Annotated in this window: 18 protein-coding genes; 5 read left to right on the forward strand and 13 right to left on the reverse strand. The window is 35.1% G+C overall.

What is annotated here, in order from left to right; translation table 11 throughout:
• Positions 1–3: 3 nt before the first annotated feature.
• Genes ACQVD9_RS09275 through ACQVD9_RS09315 form a run of 9 tightly spaced genes read right to left on the reverse strand, consistent with a single transcriptional unit; the run spans position 4 to position 11,644 of the window.
• Positions 4–645, reverse strand: coding sequence for an alginate O-acetyltransferase AlgF (locus ACQVD9_RS09275; protein WP_264745759.1), 642 nt, complete (start codon positions 643–645; stop codon positions 4–6).
• A gap of 15 nt (positions 646–660) precedes the next feature.
• On the reverse strand, positions 661–1,767 hold the full coding sequence (locus tag ACQVD9_RS09280; RefSeq protein ID WP_264745760.1) for an alginate O-acetyltransferase AlgX-related protein: 1,107 nt from the start codon (positions 1,765–1,767) through the stop codon (positions 661–663).
• Between the two features lie 11 nt (positions 1,768–1,778).
• Positions 1,779–3,206, reverse strand: a complete 1,428-nt coding sequence (locus ACQVD9_RS09285; protein ID WP_264745761.1) for an MBOAT family O-acyltransferase — start codon at positions 3,204–3,206, stop codon at positions 1,779–1,781.
• A gap of 2 nt (positions 3,207–3,208) precedes the next feature.
• Positions 3,209–4,672 carry an ion channel protein AlgE gene (locus ACQVD9_RS09290; protein ID WP_264745762.1) on the reverse strand — a complete coding sequence of 488 codons (1,464 nt, stop codon included), beginning with the start codon at positions 4,670–4,672 and terminating at the stop codon, positions 3,209–3,211.
• A complete protein-coding gene (locus ACQVD9_RS09295) occupies positions 4,669–6,132 on the reverse strand; it encodes an SEL1-like repeat protein (RefSeq protein ID WP_264745763.1) in 1,464 nt (487 codons plus the stop codon). The genes ACQVD9_RS09290 and ACQVD9_RS09295 overlap by 4 nt, the downstream gene beginning before the upstream one ends.
• Positions 6,133–6,141: 9 nt before the next feature.
• Positions 6,142–7,299 carry a PilZ domain-containing protein gene (locus ACQVD9_RS09300; RefSeq protein WP_264745764.1) on the reverse strand — a complete coding sequence of 386 codons (1,158 nt, stop codon included), beginning with the start codon at positions 7,297–7,299 and terminating at the stop codon, positions 6,142–6,144.
• A 30-nt stretch (positions 7,300–7,329) separates the two neighbouring features.
• On the reverse strand, positions 7,330–8,841 hold the full coding sequence (locus ACQVD9_RS09305) for a glycosyltransferase family 2 protein (RefSeq protein WP_264745765.1): 1,512 nt from the start codon (positions 8,839–8,841) through the stop codon (positions 7,330–7,332).
• Positions 8,831–10,279: a mannose-1-phosphate guanylyltransferase/mannose-6-phosphate isomerase gene (locus ACQVD9_RS09310; RefSeq protein WP_264745766.1), complete on the reverse strand. Its 1,449-nt coding sequence runs from the start codon at positions 10,277–10,279 to the stop codon at positions 8,831–8,833. Before ACQVD9_RS09310 ends, ACQVD9_RS09305 begins: the two co-directional genes overlap by 11 nt.
• A gap of 45 nt (positions 10,280–10,324) precedes the next feature.
• Positions 10,325–11,644, reverse strand: a complete 1,320-nt coding sequence (locus tag ACQVD9_RS09315) for a nucleotide sugar dehydrogenase (protein ID WP_264745767.1) — start codon at positions 11,642–11,644, stop codon at positions 10,325–10,327.
• Between the two features lie 357 nt (positions 11,645–12,001).
• Here ACQVD9_RS09315 and ACQVD9_RS09320 point away from each other — a divergent pair, with 357 nt between their 5' ends.
• The 4 genes from ACQVD9_RS09320 to ACQVD9_RS09335 all read left to right on the forward strand — a co-directional run bounded on the left by ACQVD9_RS09320 (position 12,002) and on the right by ACQVD9_RS09335 (position 17,323).
• Complete coding sequence (locus ACQVD9_RS09320) at positions 12,002–12,892, forward strand: siderophore ABC transporter substrate-binding protein (RefSeq protein WP_264745768.1); 891 nt, start codon at positions 12,002–12,004, stop codon at positions 12,890–12,892.
• A gap of 272 nt (positions 12,893–13,164) precedes the next feature.
• Positions 13,165–14,676 carry an ethanolamine ammonia-lyase reactivating factor EutA gene (locus ACQVD9_RS09325; RefSeq protein ID WP_264745769.1) on the forward strand — a complete coding sequence of 504 codons (1,512 nt, stop codon included), beginning with the start codon at positions 13,165–13,167 and terminating at the stop codon, positions 14,674–14,676.
• Between the two features lie 29 nt (positions 14,677–14,705).
• Positions 14,706–17,006: an ethanolamine ammonia-lyase gene (eutB, locus tag ACQVD9_RS09330; protein ID WP_264745770.1), complete on the forward strand. Its 2,301-nt coding sequence runs from the start codon at positions 14,706–14,708 to the stop codon at positions 17,004–17,006.
• A gap of 74 nt (positions 17,007–17,080) precedes the next feature.
• Positions 17,081–17,323: a hypothetical protein gene (locus ACQVD9_RS09335; RefSeq protein ID WP_264745771.1), complete on the forward strand. Its 243-nt coding sequence runs from the start codon at positions 17,081–17,083 to the stop codon at positions 17,321–17,323.
• A gap of 11 nt (positions 17,324–17,334) precedes the next feature.
• Here the strand turns inward: ACQVD9_RS09335 and ACQVD9_RS09340 are convergent, their stop codons facing one another.
• The 3 genes from ACQVD9_RS09340 to ACQVD9_RS09350 form a co-directional block, all read right to left on the reverse strand.
• The gene (locus ACQVD9_RS09340; protein WP_264745772.1) at positions 17,335–17,685 is read right to left on the reverse strand and encodes a hypothetical protein; all 351 of its coding nucleotides are present in this window, start codon (positions 17,683–17,685) and stop codon (positions 17,335–17,337) included.
• A gap of 117 nt (positions 17,686–17,802) precedes the next feature.
• Positions 17,803–19,053, reverse strand: coding sequence for a ribonucleotide-diphosphate reductase subunit beta (locus ACQVD9_RS09345; RefSeq protein ID WP_264745773.1), 1,251 nt, complete (start codon positions 19,051–19,053; stop codon positions 17,803–17,805).
• A gap of 74 nt (positions 19,054–19,127) precedes the next feature.
• Positions 19,128–21,971, reverse strand: coding sequence for a ribonucleoside-diphosphate reductase subunit alpha (locus tag ACQVD9_RS09350; protein ID WP_264745774.1), 2,844 nt, complete (start codon positions 21,969–21,971; stop codon positions 19,128–19,130).
• Positions 21,972–22,389: 418 nt separating this feature from the next.
• On the opposite strand from ACQVD9_RS09350, the gene recJ reads away from it, so the two are divergent.
• A complete protein-coding gene (recJ, locus tag ACQVD9_RS09355) occupies positions 22,390–24,111 on the forward strand; it encodes a single-stranded-DNA-specific exonuclease RecJ (protein ID WP_264745775.1) in 1,722 nt (573 codons plus the stop codon).
• Between the two features lie 61 nt (positions 24,112–24,172).
• Here recJ and nuoN read toward each other — a convergent pair whose 3' ends face one another.
• Positions 24,173–25,675, reverse strand: a complete 1,503-nt coding sequence (gene nuoN, locus ACQVD9_RS09360; RefSeq protein ID WP_264747880.1) for an NADH-quinone oxidoreductase subunit NuoN — start codon at positions 25,673–25,675, stop codon at positions 24,173–24,175.
• Between the last annotated feature and the right edge of the window lie 15 nt (positions 25,676–25,690).

Consider the following 25,690-nt stretch of genomic DNA (forward strand, 5'->3'; position numbering starts at 1 on the left):
TCATTATTCAGTTGGATCAATACCGCTTTGTTGAGCAATTGCTTTGTAACCACTTCCTTCTGGGATTACTAGATAGCTATAAGAACCACCTTTCTTTAAGAAGTTGCTTGGGTAGCTAGCTATTTTTTTACTACCTGAGTAAGCAGCAAAAGCAATTTTAATTTCATTAACTTTTCTACTACCTGTTTGGTTTTTATTAACAGCAGCAATAACTTCATGTTTACCATCAGCTGTTTTTAATTCTATAGACTCATTGGTTAAGTTATAGAAGGCAATTTGTGCTTTTCTAGGTTCATTAGAAAACTGATCATTAATTAAAGTAAGTTTGCCATTTTCGTAAACTAAGGTAACGGCTGTATTCGCTTTTAAATCTAAATCTATACTAGCATTACCAGTACTTACTTTATGTTTACCTGGTGGCACAAAACGATAGTTGCTAAGTTGCTTTACAGCAATACGTTGTGGGTTTACTTTGCCTGTTAAGGTAGCAGAGATATTACTGTTGCTTAGATTAATTATTCTCACAAAAGCCGAGTCAGCAGGTGCTACAGCATCATATAAATCAGCATTACCTTCTTGTGCTTGAATGTTAGTAGTAAAAGCTAAAAAGCTAGCTAAGATCATTAAGGTTTTTAGTAGTTTCATAGAAATAACTCCATTTTAAAAATGTTTGACTTGATTTTCAGTACCTTTTTTATTGTTTCTGAAGCTCTGCACTAATAAGGTACGGACAGGGAACTCCCAAATTACAGCATGGATAGTGGGATCATTAAAATCGGGTTGCTTAAGAAACTCAGCCATTGCTTCAAATGGACCATTAGCTTCTAGTGCATGGGTAAGAATGTCTGTTTGTAACTCCTGTTTAAGAAAGCCGACAAAATTCCAATCATCCATTTTGCTATAACTAGTGCCTACTAGTGCAATTGGATATTGTTGATCGCCAAATAATGCACTATCAGAGATCTCTTGATTGGCTTGTGTTGTTTCAAAGATGGGTAAATTTACAGGTTGATAATTTTGTCGAGCAATACTTAAATGAAACTGCATATAGTTCATTAAATCGCCCTTATGTTGTTTTTCACTGACTTTATTGGTAATGAATAAAGTATCTTGTTTTAGCTCAGGGTATTGTAGTGCTACTTGCTTAGCGGCTAATGAAGCACCTTCAGGTGACCAATGAGTATCATTACGAATAAAGACAGAATGGTTTGTTACCTGTTGTTGAAAACTAGGTCTAATATCTACTGATGCTATATCGGCATCATTAAGTTGTTTAATAAAAGAATCATAGAGATTAATAACAACAGGCTCAGGTTCTCGGCTGATATGGCTATGTTCAATATCAACTTTCATTGGAATAGGTAGGATGATTAGCTTTTGACCACGCCGTTTTAATTGTTCATCAATTTCTTTTATTTGATGATATTGTTTATTAAGCTGTGCAGACAAATCATTAACGACCAGATATTCTTGATTACTAAATAGCCAAGCATCTTTGCCTAAAATAACACCACTGGTACCTTCATTAAAAGCGAGGTATCTAATATCTGCCCAAAATTTTACAGAGGGTTCTCTAGCAAAAAACTGTTTATCATAAAAAGTTTCATATTTGCGTAACAATTTGCCATCCATAAATAGTGACCAATTGTCTGTTTCAGTTTCAGAAAATTTAAAAATAGAAGGTATGGAATAAATAAACATACCACCTATTAAAACAATAAATAATATACCGTTTAATTTACTGGATGATTGTGTTGTAGGAAACATAAACAATCCCCCTAAAATTGGAAATAAAGAAAAGGTGAAAAGGAATTAGCAGCAAGGCTACTGAGCGCTAATAAAAAGCCTGCCCACAGTAATAAGGAGTTAAAACCTGTTGCTCGTTGCATAAAGTAATTATCTTTATTACCCAAGTAGTAACGTTTATTAATAATGCCAGCAATTAATGTCCAAAGCACCGTGATAGCTAGGAAAGCAACGGTCATTCTTGAGCTGCCATAAATATAAATATCTAAATCACCAAAGCCATTTAAACCAAATAGTGAGCCATAGATATCAATACTGTGGTTTAAATTACTAGTAAAGAAGAGAGGCATTGCTAATAAAACTAAAAATACAGCGCGAATGTATCTTAGGAACTTCCAAGGTGTATTTAATTTGGTGGCAACACCAAAAACACGCTCTAATGCCATACAGGTGCCTAAGTAGAATCCCCAAAGAACCATTGCTGCACTAGCACCATGCCATAGACCAGAAACGGTAAGAGTGAAAATAATGGCTAATAATGGATTCATTATTTTGTTACGGACGAGTGGCATAAATAAGTAGTCCCGTAAATAATGAGCAAGTGTTATATGCCAGCGTTGCCAAAACTCAGTAATACTTTGTGAAGCATAAGGTTGGTTAAAGTTTTCAGGAAACTTAAAGCCCATCATTAATGCTAATCCAATAGCCATACAGCTGTAGCCAGCAAAGTCAAAATATAGTTGTAGGCATGATGCAACTAATCCAAACCATGCCTCAAAGAAATGTAAGGTATTTTGTCCAAGGAATAGGGCATTAATGCCAGCTAAATTATCAGCAATTAATACCTTCATAATAAAGCCTTGGAAAAATCGGCAAACGCCTAAAGAAAATATATCTAGTGAATGTTCACGGTGTTTAAATTGGGGGGCTAATTCGCTGTATCTTAAAATTGGCCCAGCCACCAAGTGAGGAAAGAGGGAAACAAAAGCTGCAAAATCGATAAAACTTTTAGTAGGCACAGCATTTTTGCGGTATATATCTACAATATAACTTAATGCATGGAATACATAAAAAGAGATACCCAACGGTAATAGAATATTAGTTAGGGTAAAGGTATTAAAACCTAAAGGTTCTAGTACAGCGTTAATAATTTCAACACCAAAATTAACATATTTAAAGTAGCCTAATGTTGCAAGGTCGCCAATGACACCTACCCATAATATTCGGAATGCAGCTTTTTTATTGTTTTTATCCAGTTGTTTTTTAATCAGTAAGCCAAGCCAAAAGTTCCATGCAGTAATACCAATAAAAAGCAATAGGAAATCTGGGCGCCACCATGCATAGAAAAGATAACTAGCAATAACAATAACGGTAGAGCGCCAACTTGCTTTTACTGAATAGTAAACAATAAAAAAAGTAGGTAAATATAAAAATAAAAAAACGTTCGATGCAAATATCATTGTTAGTACCTAAAAACTAAACCTAGTGTAATTTGATAGTCATCACCTACTTTTTTAGCGGCACTACCACTTTTAAAGTAACTTAGGTTGAGTAATGTATTCATGGTGAAGTGTTTGCCTTGATAGTTGTAAGGAAACATTTGCCAGTAATAATTAATATCAAAGACTTGACCAACTGATTTACTACCAGAAAGATTGTTATTAGAAATTTGTTGATTACGTTCACGATTTATCTCTTGGCTTACACGAATAGGTAAGCCAGCAGAGCTATTACGTAGCTTAATATCACTGATACGAAAATCTACTCGAGTACGGTCAGCAGGATTAGTCTGAATACCTATGCCATAGAACATTAAGTTACTCATGTCTAAGCGCACAAATGAACTTACTAGTCGTGTACTATAGCTACCAGGTGTAGTTAAACGGTCTGTTTGGATTCTATTAAGTTGATAGCCATGGTATTGATCTTTTGGATTATCAGTTAGGCCACCATACACAAATACTCTAGGTTTCCATGGGGTGCTATCAAATCTTTTACCAACTTCGCCTAATAACAACCATCCATTTATAGAATTTTTTTCGGTATTATAATTGTCATCAATTGTTCGTCTTTTTCCTTGCATACGAACAAATTCAACATGATAATCATTAAAAAGGGGAGAGACTCGTTGATCATCACCCTTAATGAAAACACCTATACGACTTCCTTTAAAATCATTAGAGTCATCAATACGTCTACCTGAATAGTCGTTTTCATAGAGGAAACGAGTACCTAGCCAGTTACGTGGACTCCATTGCCATTCATATTGTCCCATTACATAAACAATTTTTTTATCTTGTTCATCTAATTTGTTAACGTCAGTATTATAGTTCCAGAACTTTTGACTGACTGCTAGAAAACCTGAGTTTAAGGTGTTGTTATAGTCAAACCTGATAGACTCTAAACTGTCGTCCCACCAAATGCCATATCTATCATAGAAACGCTGTCTACCAGCAGTGATTGAATATCTTGGATCATCCCATAATAGGCCACGACGAATATAAAACTCTCTTAATTCAGCATAAGCATAACGTGGTCTTTTAGTACTACGGGTATTTTCATAGTTACCACCATCTTCTTGTAAGGATGGAGAGTAGTATTTTGAGTCATAGTTTATCCATGCACGGGTATAGAATGTCCATTTTGGCCACTTTTGTTCAGGAGAAAACCAGTAAAAAGAGGGTTCATAGCGTAAACTATAGAAGTTTTTACGATCACTGCCTAAAGCTGAATTTTCAGGACCTCTACCAAACTGTGTAGTTACTTTATTATAGAAAAGAGAAGTAACAGGTGGTAGCTGCCCATCAACTAATTGTGCTGGAAGTTCTCCTATATCAGAAAAGTCGTTCTCTTCTTGTGCCCACGTATTGAAAATAGGGGAAAAAATTATTATGCAAGAACAGGGTATTTTAATTAGCCATTTCATAGTTGATACTCCTTGGCTAGTTGTTTATATAAAGTACGTCCTTGTTGCTCTTCTTGTTTTGTCATGTCATTCATTAATTGTTTTTTTAGTCCAGAGGCCCTGAACTCTCCTAACTCATTAGCTAATAATACATAAGCATAAGCTTTGGCTTTATCTCGGCAGATTGCTCGACCTTGATAGTAAATACCTGCAATAGCATAGAAGGCAGATGGGTATCCTTTTTTAGCTTCACCTTCTAGTATGGTTATAGCGCGATATTGATCTGGCTCGTCTAATACACCTCGACTATATAGAGTAGCTAGTAACGTATTGGCAGAAGGGTATTGCTCTTGCTGTAATTGCTGAATTAACTCATAACTTTTAGGTGGATTAAGCGTATTCCAACTACTTACCATAGAAACTGATACAGTTAATGCTTTAGCATTTTGTGGCTGAGTTGTAGCTATTCTTTCAATTAAGCCTAGAGCTTCTTCTGGGGTATAGCTATCAGGTAATGAGGTCATCTTATTAACTTTGGAAACCATAGCAGGTACCCAATTACGCTCGATTGCTTTATCTAGCCAAAAATTAACTTCATTTTCATCTTTAGAAAATTGTTCAGTTATTTGCTTGCGTAATTCCTCTATTTCAGCTTTAACTCGTTCATTAGCTGCTCCAGTTAAGCCTTTATTTTGCTCATGGAATTGTCTACCTTTTAAAATAGCTAAGCTACGTTGAGTTGAGAAAACAGTATCTAATATTGATGCAATACTGTGTATAGTAGTTACTGGTAAATTATCTACTTGATCTTGTAGACTACGTGTATATAACGGAAATAGTGTATCTTGCTTATCGCCTAACAGTTTGTAGTAGCGAAAAACAGCACGACTATCGCTAAAAAAAGCTTTTTCATAGAGTTGTAATGCTAATGTTTTATTACCTTGTTGCTCTGCTAATACCGCTCTATAAAGTTCTGGGCGGCAAAAAGCTAAACAAGATGATTGATAAAGAGAGATTAGTTCTTCGGCCTGTTTATTATTAATAAAGTTTGGATAAGTAACAAAAACCTCTAACGTTGCTGTAAGGGTTTGTGGATCTCTTGTTAAGGGATATTGTTGTAAAGATCTTTTTATATAGTTAGCTTGTCTTTTACGCAAACGCATGTTGTTGTCTAATATTCTAGCCATTGCGGTAAGTGCAGGTATTTCTCCTTGTCCTTCAGCAAATGCTTTTTTAAATAACACTAAAGCTTCTGTACTATTAGCCATGCTATTTTGTTGAACTAGCTGATTACCTAGTAATAACATTGATTGTCTATCACCAAACTTTACTAGTTTTCTTAAATCTTCCATTACATCAGCATTAGGATCTTTAAATAAGGCATAACGTATTTCATCTAAACCACGACTAGCTAATGCAACATCAACTGTACAAATAGTGGCTGCAAGTGAGATAAGAAAGTAAACAATCCCTTTTTTCATAACTTATTCCTAAAAACTAAAAGGTAATCCTAAGAATAAGTTTACAGATACTGGCTGCTGATAACTTTCTTTAGGTAATGGCTTATTAGGTTCAATAAATAAAATAGTACTTTGGGTACGATTATCAATTTGTGTTCTAAAAATTTTTCCTTCAATTGTTTCCCTGCTGTTATAAGCATTGATGGTAATACGGCTTATTTTGTTTAGATTATTTAGTTTGCCGTAAGGAATAGTGGCTTTTACATAAAGTTTTTCATTTTTTGGTACTAAATATAATAAAGGGGATTCTTTATAAGAAAAGCCTTTAGGAATAGGGTATGGGTAAAAAACTTCACAATTACAAGGGCTATTAATAACAGTTTTTACTGTAGTTCTAGCTAATAACTCATTAGTTTCTTCTGGTGTTAGTTTGTCTAACATTTGCATATCAGAAAGATTAGTAAAATACGTGGCTAGTTGAGTTGAAATACTAACTAACGGTTCACCTTCAACTACTGAAGTCTGATTTGGTTTTAGTAATAAATTAAGGTAACCATTATCCGGCATGCTAATGGTATAAGTGTCTGCACTAACAACTGCTTCAGTTGGTGTTAAGGTAAAGAATAATAAGTAGCTTTTATAAAGTACAAAACTTAATGCAAGTAAACCCACTATAGTAAATAGCAGTGTACCTATAATGGCTTTTAGTCTTTCTACTATATTTCTTTGAGTGGCATCTTTTGTTTTACGGCTTTTAATATAGTTCTCACGTTGCATGATATTAAACAGGCCGCTAATATCAACTACCTCACCTGAGGTGTAGGAGACAATAAGATAACGTAAAATATCACATTTGCCAGCATCTAAATCTATAAATTGGCAACCATACTTTTGGTTGGTTCGAGATACTACCTTTAATGTTACCTCAATACGTATCTCAAGGGCATTCATAGGTAAAGAAATGAGTGAATGTAATAAAGTCCCTTTAGGTATTTCTCCATAATGATTGAAAGAAATACCACCAAGAGAAACATCTTCTATATCTGTTTCTGTGATGAACTCTTGATTATTTTCCTTTGTAATCGTTACTTTTGCAGGAATTTTTGTACGAATATGCTGGCGTTCATCAAGTGCTTCATGCACTATTTTGGGTCCTTCTTGACTGCCAGTAGTTGATTTGTTATCCATAATATTACTTTATTAACTCACGGTTTAAATTTATTTATTGATATCTATTGCTAGAGAAACAATACAAAGAAAAATGGCAATAGCAGATAGCATGGTTATCTTTGATGTCCAGCGATTAAGTTTTGTGTCAAAGCTAATATTTTGATTTAAAGTTGTTTTTTGTCTTGTCCATTGTTGCCTATCTAAGTGAAATACAGCGTTAATTTTCATCATTGAGCCAATAATTTGGTTGTAATAGAGTGCAAAAGGATATAGCGGATCTACTGGATGCTTAGAAAATACAAATAGCATACATACAATGCTACGCGTGATAAGTATCCATAGAAAATAAATATAGAGAAATTGGATGCTAATAAGTAATGAAGCAGTAAGGGCTACGGTTAGACCAAATAAGCTAGTCCACATAGAAACGCGTTGATCATAGAGTACGTATAATGTAAATAAACCTAATTGTTTTCGTAATAACTTTACGGCTCTAAAGTTTTGTCTTAATGAGTTGCCATACCAACGAAACATGAGTTGACGTGTTGCCTTTAAAAAATATTTACTAGGGGGATGTTCAACAGTTAATGTATAACTATCTGGTACATAGAATGTATCCCAACCAGCACGTTTTAGACTAAACCAAGAAGACTTATCATCGCCTGTTAGAAATTGAAATTTACCTAATCGCCAGTGTTGTAGATAGTCGGCTTCTACGTCTCTAATAAAATCAAGATCCATCATTAAGCTAGCACGGAAAAAGGAAAGGCGACCTGTGAGAGTTAACACCTGATGACTTAATGACATGGAGCACATGCTAATATGACGTTGTACAAAACGCATATTGTGCCAACTCGTTAGTAATCTACCACCTTTAACAATACAGTATTCATTGGTAGTCATTCCTCCTACATTAGGAAGTAGAGCAAATAATCGACAAGCCTTATCTACACAACCGGGTAACATCATCGTATCGCCATCTACAACACAAGCGACGGCATCATGAGCTGGTGCACGTCTTGATAATGCTCTAAAAGCATGCGCTAGCCCATCTCTTTTACCTGTTCCTCTAGCCCTTACAATCACTAGTGTAATATCTGGTCGGTCTTTAATCTCTTCACGCATAATCTGTTTAATAAAGTACTCATCACCTGCTTCAACAATAGAGGCGATAATAGTACTGGGAACAGGAATGCTACTTAATTCTTGAAAGATAGATTGGTAAACTTTATAAGTGGTTTCTGGTGGAATACGAAAACTAGTGACTACCATGAAAATATGCGAGGGTAATGTTTGATCTCCCATTTTATCAGCGAGTTTACGCAACCTTGGAAATGCCCAATATAAAAAATACATGCCACGTATATAATGTAATATGTTGTTGCTATATCGCCATGTACCCACAACACCAATTAAAAAGATAAATTGATGGCTGCTTGAGTCCAAATACTCACGGTCTACAAGCGAGGCAAGAAAAATAATAAGTGTTAATAGCATGAGCCAGCCAAATGCTTTGGAGCAAAAAGTGTTTTTTGACTTGGCTACAAATTTAACGCTCATTAACCAATTTCTCCTTGGTTGCAGATACAACATTTAAGCGCCCATAACGATCTTCAAATCTTTGAATATCATCCTCACCAAGATAACTACCTGATTGAATTTCAATAACCTCTAATGGGATATGACCAGGATTTGATAAACGATGTATTGAGGTGATGGGAATATAAGTAGATTGATTCTCAGAAAGAATAAACTCCTTATCATCGCAAGTAATTAACGCTGTACCTGTCACAATAACCCAGTGTTCTGCTCGGTGATGATGCATTTGCAGGGATAGGGTGGCACCTGGATTTACAGTGATACGTTTAACTTGAAATCTATTGCCATAATCAATGGTTTCGTAACAACCCCAAGGTCTATAAACTAAGCTATTAGTTTCTGATTCTGGGCGTTTGGCTAATTTTAATTGTGTCACTAACTCTTTAATGCTTTGAGCATTATCACGATGAGCAACTAAAACAGCATCAGGTGTTTCAACAACAAGTAAGTTTTCTACACCTAATAGAGTGACTAATCGTTTTGATGAAAAGGCTAAGTTGTTTTTACTATCTTTTAAAATAACATCGCCATAGCTAACATTACCTTGTTTATCTTTATCGCTAATTTCCCATAACGAGTTCCATGCACCAATATCATTCCAACCTGAATCAAGAGGAACAAGCATTGCTTTTTGCGTTTTCTCCATAACACTATAGTCAATAGAGTCATCTGGACATTGAGCAAAGGTTTTAGCATCTATATAGAGGAATTGGTCTTTATATTGGCTAGCTTGTAATGTTTGTTTGCATGCTTCATAAATAGCAGGTGCATATTGCAACAGTTCATCCAAGTAACTGCTGCATTTAAAAACAAACATGCCACTATTCCAATAGTAGTTTCCTTGCTCTATAAAAGACTGAGCTGTTATAGCATCAGGTTTTTCTATAAATTGTTCGACATTGAGGGCAGGGGAAGCTTTATCTGTTGTTGGATGACATTTTATATAGCCAAATCCTGTTTCAGGCTTATCGGCTTTAATACCAAATAATACCAGTTGCCCTTGTTCTGCCACTTGCTCTGCAATAGCTAAGGCTTGATGAAAACGAGTTTTGTCTTGGATGAAGTGATCAGCTGGTAATACCACCAACGTTTCATCTCTACCTTGTTCCAATAACATCATTGCTGTTAAAGCTACCGCTGGAGAAGTATTACGACCAAAAGGTTCTAATAATATACTATCAGCTGTTACATCAATTTGAGCTAGCTGTTCCGCTACAATAAAGCGATGTGCTTCATTACATACAACAATAGAGCCTGTCGCTTTTGTATCTAGCCTTAATAAAGTTTCTTGCAATAATGTTTTGTCATTTAATAATGATAAAAACTGTTTAGGATACTGTCCCCTTGATAAGGGCCAAAGGCGCGAGCCATTTCCACCAGACAAAATTACCGTAATCAACGTTAGCCTCCTACTAAAAATAAGCAATCAATAGCTGTTCTCAAACTACCAGCAAATACCCTCTTGTTTTGCAGAGCCATTTTTATCTAATTGAGGAAGGAAACCTACAAGATCCAGTACTTGTTTATTTTCATGAATATTTTGGAGAATATCCCCAAAATCCTTATTATTATTTCCTAAAATAATAATATCTGAGGAATCAATTGCCTCTTCTAAGTTTTTAGTAAGTAAACAAGATATATGAGGAATCTTAGATTCTATATATTCTTTATTAGCCCCAAAAACTCTGGCATACTCAACATTATGATCGTAAATTTTTAGCTCATATCCTTTGCCAATTAATATTTCAGCAAGTTCAACCAATGGGCTTTCACGTAAATCATCAGTACCAGCTTTAAAGCTAAGGCCAAGCATAACTACTTTACGTTTGCCATAACTATCAATAATATTGAAAGCGTTACGAACTTGTTGTGTATTGCTATTCATTACCGATGATAACATTGGTGTGATTACATCTAGTTGAGATGCTCTATAGTTTAAAGCACGCATATCTTTTGGTAGGCAAGAACCACCAAATGCAAAACCAGGTTTCATGTAATAACTTGAAATATTGAGTTTATCATCTTGGCAAATGATACTCATAACGTCCCGACCATCTACTCCACAGGCTTTTGCGATATTGCCGATTTCATTAGCAAAAGTGACTTTTACAGCATGCCAAACATTGCATGTGTATTTAATCATTTCTGCCACTTCAATGGGTCTACGCAGAATAGGGGCTTCAAGATCTGAATATAGCTCTTCTAGTAAATCACCAGATTTACTATCTAGTTCACCAATTACTGTAATGGGTGGATAATCATAGTCTGCAATAGCTGTACTTTCCCTTAAAAACTCTGGGTTAGTCGCAATACCAAAGTCAACACCTGCTTTTTTGCCAGAGGTGGCTTCTAAAATAGGAATAACGATGTTTTTGACTGTACCAGGTAATACAGTACTGCGAACTACTACCGCATGATAAGTAGCTTTATTTCTAAGCGCTTGTCCTATTTGCTCACAAACATTTTGTAAGTGAGTAAGGTCTAAATCACCATTACGTTTACTCGGTGTCCCTACGCAAATTAAAGAAATATCTGAATGGTTAATAGCTTTTGCTACATCCTTTGTACCAGTTAAACGATTTTCTTTAATACCCTCAGCCAATAACTGCTCTAACCCAGGCTCCACAATAGGAGATTTACCTCGATTAATCAGATCAATTTTAGCTGAATGTACATCTACACCAATTATTTCATGATTACGTTTTGACAGGCACGCGGCGCAAACAACACCAACATACCCTAAGCCAAAAATACTTATACGCACGTCTGCTCCTTAATCCTTGTGATAGTCCTACTGCATTCCTGAACTTATCGATCCAAATAAGTGTTTATTCAATTTGTTATATTTATATAACTACTTAATTCTAAACCAAAATAAAAATGTCAATTAATAAATAGAATAAAATTGTGAAAGTAATCACAAAAAGAGCAAAAGACAATAGTATATTTTCTTGCAATATAGTATAAGCACCTAAAATTAATAAGGTTTTTATTATTAATTTCTTTTTTAATGCTTTCCTTTATATCGCTAAACTTCAATACTCCAATCTCTCTATAAAAATTGAATTGCTTTCTTAATCTTATTAAATGATAATCATTATTTTTTAAGGAAGGGTTATTTATGTATAATATTATTAAAATAGGAGTGGTTAGTTCATTATTAATTGGTGGTTTAGCAACAGCTAATGAAACAGAAAAAAAGACAATATCAATTAATCCTAAAAAAGTTGTATCTTTTGATTTGGGTATTGCTGATAGTTTAGATAAATTAGGTGTGAGTGTTAAAGCTTTACCTAAACAAAGCTTACCTAATTACCTAGATAAATTTAAAGCTGATCAATATGCAGATGTCGGTGGGCTAAAAACACCTAATATTGAAAAAATAAAAGAAATTAAGCCAGATTTAATTATTATTTCAGGTAGACAGCAAGCTCAATATAAAGAGTTCGCAGCGATAGCGCCTACTGTTAGTTTAACTACTAACCCTAAAGATTATGAAAGCTCAGTTAAAAATAATATGTTATTTTTAGCAAAAACATTTAATAAGCAACCTCAAGTTGATGCAGCTTTACAAGCGTTAGACAAACAAGCAACAGCTATTCAACTACAAGCAAAACAATCTGCTAATAAAGCACTTATTGTTGTTCATTATAATGGTAAGTTAGTTGCCTCTGAACAGAGCAATTATGCTGGGCTTATTCATGGCTGGTTAGGTATTAAAGCTATAGGTTTAGAAAGTGTTAGAAAGGGTAACAATGCAGAACGTTTAATGTTATCTAATAAAGATGTTGCCTATTTAAATCCTGATGTTTTATTTGTAATTGATCGTAATGAAGCAATAGGTGAGGGTAAGTTAGATAAAAATACTGTAGAAGATAGCAGCATGCAAGAAACCAATGCTTATAAAAATAAACATATTATCTATTTAACGCCAGATCTTTGGTATTTATCTGGTGGTGGTTTAGAGAGCTTAACATTACAAATGCAAGAAGTAGCAAAAGCATTTCAATAGTATATTAAATATAAAAGAACCCTAAATATTGGGGCTCTTTTATGGCTAAATTTAATAATTATTTAATAAACACAATAAAGAACAACATTATTAATTAAATGTTAGATAGGGATTTTATAGGTTATTTTAGACCTAGAGCAATAATTCTTTTAATAAAGAAACATTTGCCAATATTTGATATCACCAAATAAAAAAATTTATTAGTCTCCTTAAAATTGTTTTAGTTTTTATATAAACATAAATAACCAGCAAAAAGTAACAGGAAGTGAATTATGGCCTTGGATAAAGGTATGCCATTAACTACTTTTGCTACTTCTCCATGCAGAGCAAGTAATAGCCATTTAGTGCCTAAAAACTCCTCTGTACTGCTGTTAGGGTTAGATTTTGGATCAACTACTAGCAGTGCTTTAGTTGCTCGTTCTCATATCCTTACTAATAGTATCACTGGCAATATGGAGCTGGGTGATATTAAGATAATTTTTCGTTCAGAAATTGTTTTAACCCCTTTTATTAATGACCATATTGATGAAAAGAAAGTAACACAACTATTAGACTTATGGTTTGAACAATGTGGCTATCAAGCTGAAGACTTTTTTGCTGGTGGTGTCATTATTACAGGGCTAGCCGCAAGACAAAAGAATGCAGAGTTTTTGGCCAAGTTAATTGAAGACCGAATGGGAGAAATCCTAGTTGCCACAGCAGATGATCCTAATTTTGAATCATGGTTAGCCTTTATAGGGGGATGTGGTGCTTTAAGCCGTTACCGTAGCACTACACCCATTGTCAATTTGGATATTGGTGGCGGCACTACTAATCCAGCGATTGGTCTTAATGGCAAAGTTATTCACACAGGTTGTTACTTTATTGGGGCAAGACATATACAGTTTGAGCCAGGTAGCTATCGAATTCGTGCTTTAACCCCTGAAGCGATTACTTTATTTAAACGTCTAAATATCCATAAGCAGGTTAATGATGTTTTAACTTTGGAAGAAGTTAATAATTTCCTAGTGTTCTATGTGCAGGCATTAGAGAACATTGCTCAAGGCAATATAGCATTCTTTAATTCTGCTGAGTTATTACCAATACAACAAGTTCCTTTTAGTTATGAGCTAACAGCTAATCCAGTTGCCATTACTTTTTCAGGTGGTGTTGGTGAATTAATTTACCAAGCTATGGCAGGAAAAGGTTTACCTCCAACTACATTTTATGGTGATTTAGGGATTGATCTAGCCAAAGCCATTATGGCTTCTCCAATACTATCTCGCTCATTAACAACTATTATTCCCGAAAATGAAGGACGGGCCACTGTTTATGGCTTAGCTCTGCACAGTACAGAAGTTTCTGGTGCTACTTTGTATTTACCTGATCCAAATGTTTTACCAATAAAACATTTACCGATTGTAAGTCGTTGTTCAGGAGATATTAGTAAACCTGAGTTATATGAAGCATTAAAACTCATTTGCCAAAATCATATGGGAGGTTGTTTACAAATATTTATTGCTGACTCTATAGGTTATCGTACGAATAAAGTAAACATGATTCGGACATTAGGTCAGATGTTCTATGAAATATTAGAGGAATTACAACCAGCTAAGAGTGTACCTATAGTACTGCTAGTTGATTGTAATATAGGTAAAAGTTTAGGTGCTTATGCTACCCAGTGGGGGAAGCTAGCTTTGAATTTAATAGTTGTTGATGAGGTTCTGTTAAAGGATGCTAGTTTTGTTAACTTAAGAAGGCAACATCAGCAAGTTATACCTATTTCTTTTTATGGAATTAAATAAATTAGTATCTTTATGATGGATTAATTAATATGAATAGCCAAGAATTTGATGAAGTTGTTAATAAAGTAGTAGCGGCCTTAGCTGCTAATGGGGTAGGTGTAGCTGAGCAAACTGTTGCTAATACAGCAACTCAAATATATTCAACAGAGTTGCCACCCATAGCAGATATCTTTGTGCCTAAGCCTAGCCTAGCACACTCTTATCAAATAGAATTGTTAGGTCTGCATTATTCATTTAAAGATTTAAAACAAGTGCTAGGAAATGCTGATATTAGCAAAGCAGGGGATCGTGTTGCTAATTTGGCAGCCGCTGATGAGGCAACCAGAGAGGCTGCAAGAGCAGTATTATCTAATCTAACCTTACAACATATTTTTGATAATCCATTAATTGATAATAATGGTAAAGTTGATTCAGTAATGCGCGTAAACTATGCCATCGACCATGCTGTTTTTGAGGAAATTGGATCATTAACGGTTGGTGAGTTTAAAGATTTATTAATGCGCTCTACTGGTAATGAAATACGTCGTTATGGTACAGCGTTAACAGGTGTTATGGCTGCGGCACTTACCAAATTATTAGACGTTCATGAAATGATTTTTTTAGCGCGAAAATTAAAAACAGGCGCTTCTGCTAAAGCAAGAACGTTATTAGGATTACCAGGTACACTTTCAACACGCCTACAACCTAATCATCCAACAGACAATCTCGATAGTATTACCATGTTACTTTATACAGGGTTAAGCATGGGTACGGGTGATTGTATGTTTGGTCTAAACCCTGCCATTGATACAGTTGATAATATCAATGCCGTATTAAATCATTTTAATAAGGTTCGTGAAGAACTTGGCGTGCCTACTCAAATTTGTGTACTTTCTCATATTAAAACACAGCTTGAATGTTTAGCTTCTGGGGCACCTGTAGAAATCATGTTCCAAAGTATTGCAGGAACTGAAGCAGTATTAACAGAAGAATTTGATGTTACGGTAGACTTATTAGATAAAGCCTACATGACGATGAAGGAAAAAGGTCCTTTAAAAGATATAGCTAAAAATTGGATGTATTTTGAAACAGGGCAAGGTAGTGAAGTTAGTTATAACAAGCATAATGGCATTGATATGACGACCACCGAAGCTCTTTGTTATGGACTAGCTCGTCGCTATAAACCCTTTATGGTGAATAACGTAACAGGCTTTATTGGCCCTGAAACCCATCTTGATAATTTTGAAATGATCTATTCTAATTTACAAGATCATTTAATGGGTAAATTACTTGGCTTGCCAATGGGTATGGCGCCTTGCTTCACGTTACATTCAAAAGTAACTACCGAAGGTCAGCAAATGGCTATTGAGCTATTAACGGCTGCAGGGGCTAACTACTATATGGATGTTTATTTAAACACTGACCGAATGTTAGCTTATTTTGATACCAGTGGTCATGATGACCAAACCATGCGTGAAATTTACAATTTAAAACCAGCTCCTGAATATTTACGTTGGTGTGTTGAAAAAGGTATTTTTATCGAAGACCAAGATGGCAATATTCAACGAGGCCCTAATTGGGGTAACCCAAGAATTTTCTGTAGCAGTGATAGTGAATATCAACGCTTAAAAGAGAATTTACCTGCTTCTTATGGTTTTGAAAATGCAGGTCCACGCCCAGCCAATAAAGTAATACGTTTGTTAAGAGCTAATCAGGCAGTTGCTAGAGAAGCTATTTATGCAGATTTGCAACAAGAAAAACTAGGAGATATTCAATTCCGTGTGTTAAGCACAGGGGCTGCTGATAAAGAAAGTCACTTAAATAATCCCGATTTAGGTAGCCATTTATCCCAAGATTCACGTAACAAACTGACTGCAGAAAATAATGATATTCAAATTATTGTTTCTGATGGTCTTAGTGCTGAAGCGACACACCATAATATTATTGAATTATTACCTGTATTAATGGATGGTTTAAAAGCCAAAGGGTTTACTATAGGGCAACCTATGTTAATACCTTATGGTCGAGTAAAACTAGCTGAAGATGTCGGTAATGTTGTCAATGCGAAAATTGTAGTTAATTTATTAGGAGAACGTCCAGGGGGTGATGCGTTAGCTTCTCGTAGTTTATCTGCTTATTTAAATTATCATATTACTGATGATGCTACCCGCCAAGCTGCCATTAACTTTAGTGGTAATGCTGATATTCAATACGAAGTATCAGTAGTTTCCAATATTTATGCAGGAGGTTTACCTCCAATGGAGGCTGCTAGTGTATTGGTAGAGTTTATTGCTGATATGCATCGCTTGAAAGCAGGAGGTAATAGGTTGGAGTCATTAAGAAAACGTTAACTTCTAATAAGTGGGAGGGATACTCCCACTTATTTATTAAATTGAATAGTTTTACTTTAAAAGGAAATAAGTCAGTGAAAAAAATTAAAATAGAAAAAACAATAGCAGGTGAGCTCATTGAAAGTTTTGAAGTACCTGTATTATTAATTAATTTATCTGCTAAATTTTTACCCAAAGCAGCCTTAAAAGAACTTGAAGAAAGAGGTATTGATATTAATACCATGCTAGAAGTAGCAAAAGCTGATGGGAAATACGCCTCAAATTTTGAAGTGATTGAGAATAATATAAAGACAAATATTTTTATTTCTTTAGTTTAAGGCAAAGATATTTAATCTTTTTTATCTTTTAACGCGACTGTAAATTTTTCAACAATATAATTGTATTCACCTTGCTGTGTACCAGTAGGGTCTAATGATAATATAGTATTTTCCCCTGTATCATCATAGTCATAAACTGCAATATCAAGATCTAGCTTTTTATTGAGATAGTTATATACATTTTTTCTTTGACGAATATGGGCAGGATAGTCTTGCTTTAATTGATTAATAGTGATTATTACTTTTTCTTTAGCTTTAATGTCAGTTATTAAATTTTTATCCTTAGTTTGTTCGGGCTTATCTTTTACCTCAAAGATATCCCTCTTAAATGTATTTCTAAGTTTATTTATTAGATCTAACATAGCAGCTCTACCCTGATGCTTTAAAATAGAATAAGGTATTTTATATAGTATTATAAACTGCCAGCATAAAAAAAGGTGCTAAATTTAGCACCTTTTTTATTAAGAGGGGGATGGTCATTAATCCCAAGTTAAAGCACCGCCAGTTTGATACTCAATAACACGTGTTTCAAAGAAGTTTTTCTCTTTCTTGAGATCCATCATTTCACTCATCCAAGGGAATGGATTAGTCACATTAGGGTACTCTTCTTTTAAACCAATTTGTACGAGGCGACGGTTAGCAATAAATTTTAGATATTCTTCCATCATGCTAGCATTCATACCTAATACACCACGAGGCATAGTGTCACGAGCATATTCAATTTCTAACTGAGTACCTTGTAATAGCATTTGACGGGCATCATCTTTCATGCCTTCGTCCCATAAATGTGGATTTTCAATTTTGATTTGATTAATCATATCAATACCAAAATTCAAATGCATTGATTCATCACGTAAAATATATTGGAATTGCTCAGCAACACCAGTCATCTTATTACGACGACCCATTGAAAGAATTTGACTGAAACCACAGTAGAAGAAAATACCTTCTAATACACAGTAGTAGGCAATTAAGTTACGTAAGAATTGCTTATCAGTTTCAACAGTACCTGTTTTAAAGGTGGGATCAGAAATAGAACGTGTATATTTTAGACCCCAAGCTGCTTTCTTAGCTACTGAAGGTACTTCGCGGTACATATTAAATACTTCACCTTCATCCATGCCTAATGATTCAATGCAGTATTGATAGGCATGGGTATGAATAGCTTCTTCAAATGCTTGGCGTAAAATATATTGACGGCATTCTGGATTAGTAATTAAGCGATAAGTGGCTAATACTAGATTATTTGCAACCAATGAGTCGGCAGTTGAGAAGAAACCAAGGTTACGCATTACGATACGGCGTTCATCTTCAGTTAAACCGTCTTGGCTTTTCCAAAGAGCGATATCAGCCGTCATATTGATTTCTTGAGGCATCCAGTGGTTAGCACAGCCATCTAGGTATTTTTGCCAAGCCCAATCATATTTAAAGGGTACTAATTGGTTTAAGTCTGCACGGCAGTTAATCATTTGTTTATCATCAACTTGTACACGACCTGAAGTACCTTCTAAATCATCAAGACCTTCTTGAATATCTAATTCATCAAGGGCTGCTTTAGCTCTTTTAACATCTTCTGAGTCTTCAGCATGAACAGCACGTGCTTCCATTGCTAAATCATCACCTACATGGTTTAGTTGTTCTTCAGAAGGGTTGGTAGCGGTGTTTATTTCTGCCGTTTTAGTGGTTTTTTTGGGGGCATCTTCACTATCAAAATCATCCCAACTTAACATAAGTTAATCTCCTTAGTGTAAGCACTATCAGATTGATAGTGCTTATGCATAATATGAAAATAGTTGTACAGCGATTATTGACAAGCTTCACAATCTGGATCATCAATACTACAAGCTTTTGGTACTGGAGCAGGTGCAACAGGCGCTTGTGGTTCTTCAATAGCGGATGATACAGCGTTTAGGGTGCCAGTATTAATGGTAGATTTTTCGGTACTGGTTGCAGCTAAGGCACGTAAGTAGTAAGTGGTTTTTAAACCTAAATACCAAGCCATACGATAAGTAACATCTAGCTTTTTACCAGAGGCTCCAGCCACATAGATATTTAATGATTGAGCTTGGTCAATCCATTTTTGGCGACGACTAGCTGACTCAATGATCCATTTTGGTTCTACTTCAAAAGCAGTTTGATAAAGTCTCTTTAAGTCTTCAGGAATACGTTCGATCTGTTGAACACTACCATCATAGTATTTAAGATCATTTACCATTACATTATCCCATAACTTACGTGCTTTTAAATCACGCACTAAGTAAGGATTAATAACAGTAAATTCACCTGATAAGTTAGATTTCACAAATAAGTTTTGATAAGTAGGCTCAATCGACTGAGAAATACCCGTAATATTAGCAATAGTTGCAGTAGGAGCAATTGCCATAATATTAGAGTTACGAATACCTTTTTTCACTAACTTGCGAATAGGTGCCCAATCAAAAGTAGTGCTTTTATCTACAGAGATATATTTGCTACCACGTTCTTCAATTAGAAGATCCATAGAATCTAACGGTAAAATACCTTTAGACCATAAAGAGCCTTCAAAAGTAGAGTAGGTGCCACGTTCTTGTGCTAATTCACAAGAAGCTTTAATAGCATAGTAACTAATTGCTTCCATCGATTGGTCAGCAAATTTAACCGCTTCCTCAGAGCCATAAGCAATATGCTGTAAGTAAAGTGCATCTTGGAAGCCCATTAAACCTAAGCCAACAGGGCGGTGTTTAGCATTAGAGTTTTTCGCTTGTGGTACTGCATAGTAGTTAATATCGATTACATTATCTAACATACGTACTGCAGTTTTTACGGTACGCGCTAGTTTTTCAGTATCTAACTTACCATCTACAATATGTTTTACTAAGTTAACAGAGCCAAGGTTACATACTGCAATTTCATCTTCATTAGTATTTAAGGTGATTTCAGTACAAAGGTTTGAGCTATGTACCACACCAACATGCTGTTGTGGGCTACGAATATTACAAGGATCTTTAAAAGTTACCCAAGGGTGACCTGTTTCAAATACCATGGATAACATTTTGCGCCATAAGTCACGGGCAGGCATTGTTTTAAATGCTTTAATTTTGCCGTATTTGGTTAGTTCTTCATAATACTCATAACGCTCTTCAAAGGCTTTACCAAAAAGATCATGTAAATCAGGTACATCAGATGGACTGAAGAGTGTCCATGAGCCATCTTCAAAAACACGCTTCATAAATAAATCAGGGATCCAGTTCGCTGTATTCATGTCATGAGTACGGCGACGGTCATCCCCTGTATTTTTACGAAGTTCTAAGAACTCTTCAATATCTAAATGCCATGATTCGAGGTAAGCACATACTGCACCTTTACGTTTACCGCCTTGGTTAACCGCAACAGCAGTATCATTTACTACTTTAAGGAATGGCACAACACCTTGTGATTTACCATTAGTACCTTTAATGTAAGCACCTAAAGCACGCACAGGTGTCCAGTCATTACCTAAACCGCCTGCAAACTTAGATAACATAGCGTTATCGTGAATAGCTTTATAAATACCTGATAAGTCATCTGGTACCGTTGTTAAGTAACAACTTGAAAGTTGTGGACGTACTGTACCTGAGTTAAATAGAGTAGGGGTAGATGACATATAGTCAAAAGAAGAAAGTAAGTTATAAAACTCAATAGCACGTGCTTCTTTATCTGCTTCCTCTAAGGCTAAACCCATTGCCACACGCATAAAGAATACTTGTGGCAATTCAAAACGAATACCCTCTTTATGGATAAAGTAGCGATCATAAAGGGTTTGTAAACCTAAGTAGGTAAATTGTTGATCGCGTTCATGCTGTAATGCTTGACCTAATTTGGCTAAATCGAATTGCGCTAAACGCTTATCAAGCAAATCAAACTCAATACCTTTTTCAATATAAACTTTTAATGCTTGTGGATAGAAATTTACCATTTCGTGGTGAGTAGCACGATCAGCTATGCCTAAGAAATCTAAAGCTTCAGCACGTAGTTTATCTAATAGCAAACGAGCAGTTACAAAAGAGTAGTTAGGTTCACGCTCAACCAATGTTCTGGCAGTCATTACAAGAGCCGTGTTGACATCTTTTTCTGCTACACCATCATAAAGATTCTTTAAGGTTTCTTTCTCAATGATGCTAGGATCTACTTCCTCTAAACCCTCACAAGCTTCTTTTAAAATGGTATTTAAACGGCCTAAATCTAAAGGTGCAAATTCACCTTTAGCATTAGTGACACGAATACTAGGGTGAGCTTGTTGCACAGTATTTTTAGCACGCTCTTGCTTACGAGCTTCACGATAAAGTACATAAGCACGTGCGATTTTATGTTCACCAGAGCGCATTAATGCTAATTCAACTTGATCCTGAATATCTTCAATATGGATTACACCACCTGAAGGCATACGACGTTTAAATGTAGCAGTAACCATCTCAGTTAATTGTTTAACAGCATCATGGATACGCGAAGAGGCGGCAGCATTATCGCCTTCAACTGCTAAAAAAGCCTTACTAATAGCAACAGCAATTTTATCATCAGTATAAGGGACAACCGTACCTGTTCTCTTGATAACATTAATTTGCCCTGGAATAGGGGCGTTTAATTCATTATCTAGCGTGTTATTGTCATCACGAGATACACCACTTAACATTTATGTCTCCTAAAATTTATTACAATGATAAAGCACTAAACACAATATATAGTATCTACTTTATTTCCTAGAGAAAGCTCCCTATTAGTCTTATAAGAACAACTTCTATAGACTTTTTAGGTTGTCAGAGCTTATCTAAAATTAGAAAAGTAATTACTAGGTATGGGTTAGCTTATTACTATATATAGTATTATATATTGACTTGAATATACAATATAGTGATATTTTAGTATTAGAACAACTAGTACTGTGGATAATTCTGTGGATATGTTATGGATATTTACTGTTATTCATTGAACTTACAATAGCCATGTTATTTTTTTATTAGAAGTGTAAATTCTAAGATTTTTAACTATTAGTCAGATACAATATATAGTGTTATGTATTTTATAAGATATTTCAATAGTTGAGACTATTAATGTTAATAAAGCAACGCCTATTATCAGAGAATGCAGTTGAATTACCTCATTTATCACCCTTATTAAAACGTATTTATGCAGCACGAGGTATTCAAAATAGTCAGCAACTTACTAAAGAGCTTGCTAATTTATTACCCTATCAAACCTTAAAAGGTATTGAGCAAGCAGTCGAGTTATTAATTACTGCCTTAAATAAGCAACAAGCTATTGTTATTGTTGGCGATTATGATAGTGATGGTGCTACCGCAACAACCGTAGCCGTTTTAGGTCTTAAAATGCTTGGGGCAAAGCATGTAGATTATTTAGTTCCTAATCGTTTTAAATATGGTTATGGCCTATCACCTGAAATAGTAGAATTAGCTATTGAACAATTTAATCCACAATTATTAATTACTGTGGATAATGGTATTTCTAGTGTTGAAGGTGTGGCTACTGCTAAAAAAGCAGGTTTAAGCGTTCTTATTACTGATCACCATTTACCCAGTGAAATCTTACCAGAAGCAGATGCTATGGTTAACCCTAATCAGCCAACATGTAATTTTCCTAGTAAAGTTATAGCTGGTGTAGGTGTTATGTTTTATGTATTAATTGCTTTAAGGGCAAAATTAAGGGAAGTAAACTATTTTACTAACCATAATTTGTCAGAGCCAAATCTTGCTGAGCTATTAGACTTAGTAGCATTGGGTACAGTAGCTGATGTGGTTGCTTTAGATAGCAATAATAGAACATTGGTATATCAAGGGTTAAAGCGTATTCAGAACGGTAAAGTTAGACCAGGTATTAAAGCTTTATTACAGTTAGCAGGTAAAGACTACACAAAAATAACTGCAACAGATTTAGGTTTTATTGTAGGGCCTCGTTTAAATGCAGCGGGTAGGCTAGATAATATGAAATTAGGGATTGATTGCCTATTAGCTGATAATGAAGCAGATGCTTATCAAAAAGCCAGTCAACTTGATGCCTTAAATAGAGAGCGCCGCAGTATTGAGCAGACAATGCAAACTGAGGCGTTACATAAACTAAAAGATATTACTTTGGATGATTTACCCTATGGCATTTGTTTATTTAATGAACAATGGCATGAAGGAGTAATTGGTATACTGGCTTCACGCTTAAAAGATAAATATCACCGACCTACTATTATTTTTGCTGCAACAGAGCAAGAAGGTATTATTAAAGGTTCTGCTCGTTCTATTAGCAATTTCCATATTAGAGATGCACTACAAAATATTGCCAGTCGTTATCCTGATTTAATAGATAAGTTTGGTGGTCATGCAATGGCTGCGGGTTTAACACTTGCTAGAGAAAAACTAACATTATTCCAAGAAGCATTTAACCAAGAAGCACAACAACAAATCACTGAAGAGCAATTACAACAGGTTATTTTAACTGATGGTTCATTAGACAAAGCAGATTTCTGCTTGGAGCAGGCACAATTATTAATGGATGCTGGCCCTTGGGGGCAAGGATTTCCTGAACCTCTTTTTGATGGAGTGTTTTGGATTGAACAACAACGTTTATTAAAAGAAAAACACCTAAAATTAGTATTAAGAACAGCCGACAAACAACATCAACTAGAAGCCATAGCATTTAATGTTGATAAAAATATATGGCCTAATAGCACAATAAAACAAGCCAATATAGTCTATAAGTTAATGGTAAATGAGTATAAAGGACAGCAAAGTGTACAATTACTGGTTTCTCATTTACTACCTATATAATTGAGATAGAATAAAAAAAGGCAACTAATAAGTTGCCTTTTTTATGTACTATCATTAATGCTTAATGAATCAATGTAGAAGGTACACCTGCATATTCTGCAATTGAAATAAGCGGTGATGGCCATACACCTACAAAGATTACAATCACAGCAATAGCTAATAAAACAATAGTAGCCGTTAGATGTGACCAATGAATATCTTTTTCTTCATTAGCATTAGCAGTAGGTTCAGCTAAGTAAAGTGTAATCATCACCCTTAAATAGTAGTATAAGCCTATAGCACTACCAACAACTACCATTGCAGTTAATAACCAAAGGTTAGATTCAACAGCCGTTCTTAATAACCAGAATTTACCGATAAAGCCGGCAGTTAATGGAACACCTGCTAAAGATAACATCATTACAGATAAAGAGATGGTTAATAATGGGCGACGCCAGAAAAGACCACGATATCTATATAAAGCGTCAGCATCACGATCTTGACAAGGTGACGACAACACAGTTACCACACTAAATGCCCCCATAGTGGTTGCAATATAGGTGAATAGATAGATAGTTGCTGTTTTGGCAGCAGTTACTTTAACTTCTGCTGTAGCCATTTCATTACTAGCTAATAGAATGATTAATAGATAGCCAAAATGTGCAATAGAAGAGTAACCCATAATCCGTTTTAAGCTATTTTGGAATAACGCTAATAAGTTACCTACTAAGATAGAAGCAATGGCTAAAATAGTAATAGCTAAATAAATCCAAGAGCTATGATGAATTGGAATGAACTCCATAAATCTTACTAACATAGCAAAAATAGCTAGTTTACTGGCTGTAGCTAAGAAAGCAGAAGCAGGAGCAGGGGCACCCTCATAAACATCAGGTGTCCATAAGTGGAAAGGTACTAATGATAATTTGAAAGATAAACCAACTATCATCAATACAACACCAAAATCAACTAAGACAGAGTGATTTGCTGTATTAAAAGCTTGCTCAATCGATAGGAAAGTAAGTTGGCCTGTTATTGCATAGACTAATGCCATACCAAATAACAAGAAACCAGAACCTGCGGCTGACAACACCATATATTTGATGCTAGCTTCTAATGAGCGGCGTTGGAAGAATGCATAACCAATTAAACCATACATTGGAATTGATAATAATTCTAAGCCAATAAATAAGCCTAATAAGTGCTTAGTACTTACTAATACCATACCACCTAAGGTTGAAAGAAGTAATAACAAATAAAACTCATCTCTATTACCTTTATAACCTTCTAAGTAAATATGGGCAAAACAAGTACAAGCCATAGTTACTAATACTAACGACAGGCTAGCAAAATAAGCATAATGATCAAAAATTAATAAACTGGTAACTTCAATTGAGCCACCTTCGGCATTAACTACTTTTAGTGCTGGAATGATAGCTATTAAAGTAAGCACCATACCAAACATAGCTATTATAGAAGTTAACGTCTGATTGCGTTGCCATGAAATGGATAGCATGGTCACGACAATCGTTGCACTAATTGCCAAAATTGGTAGTAGTGCTATAAAGTGATTTGCTGTTAATTGTATTTGTTCCATGAGCGA

It is taken from the genome of Entomomonas sp. E7T21, from assembly GCF_058693955.1.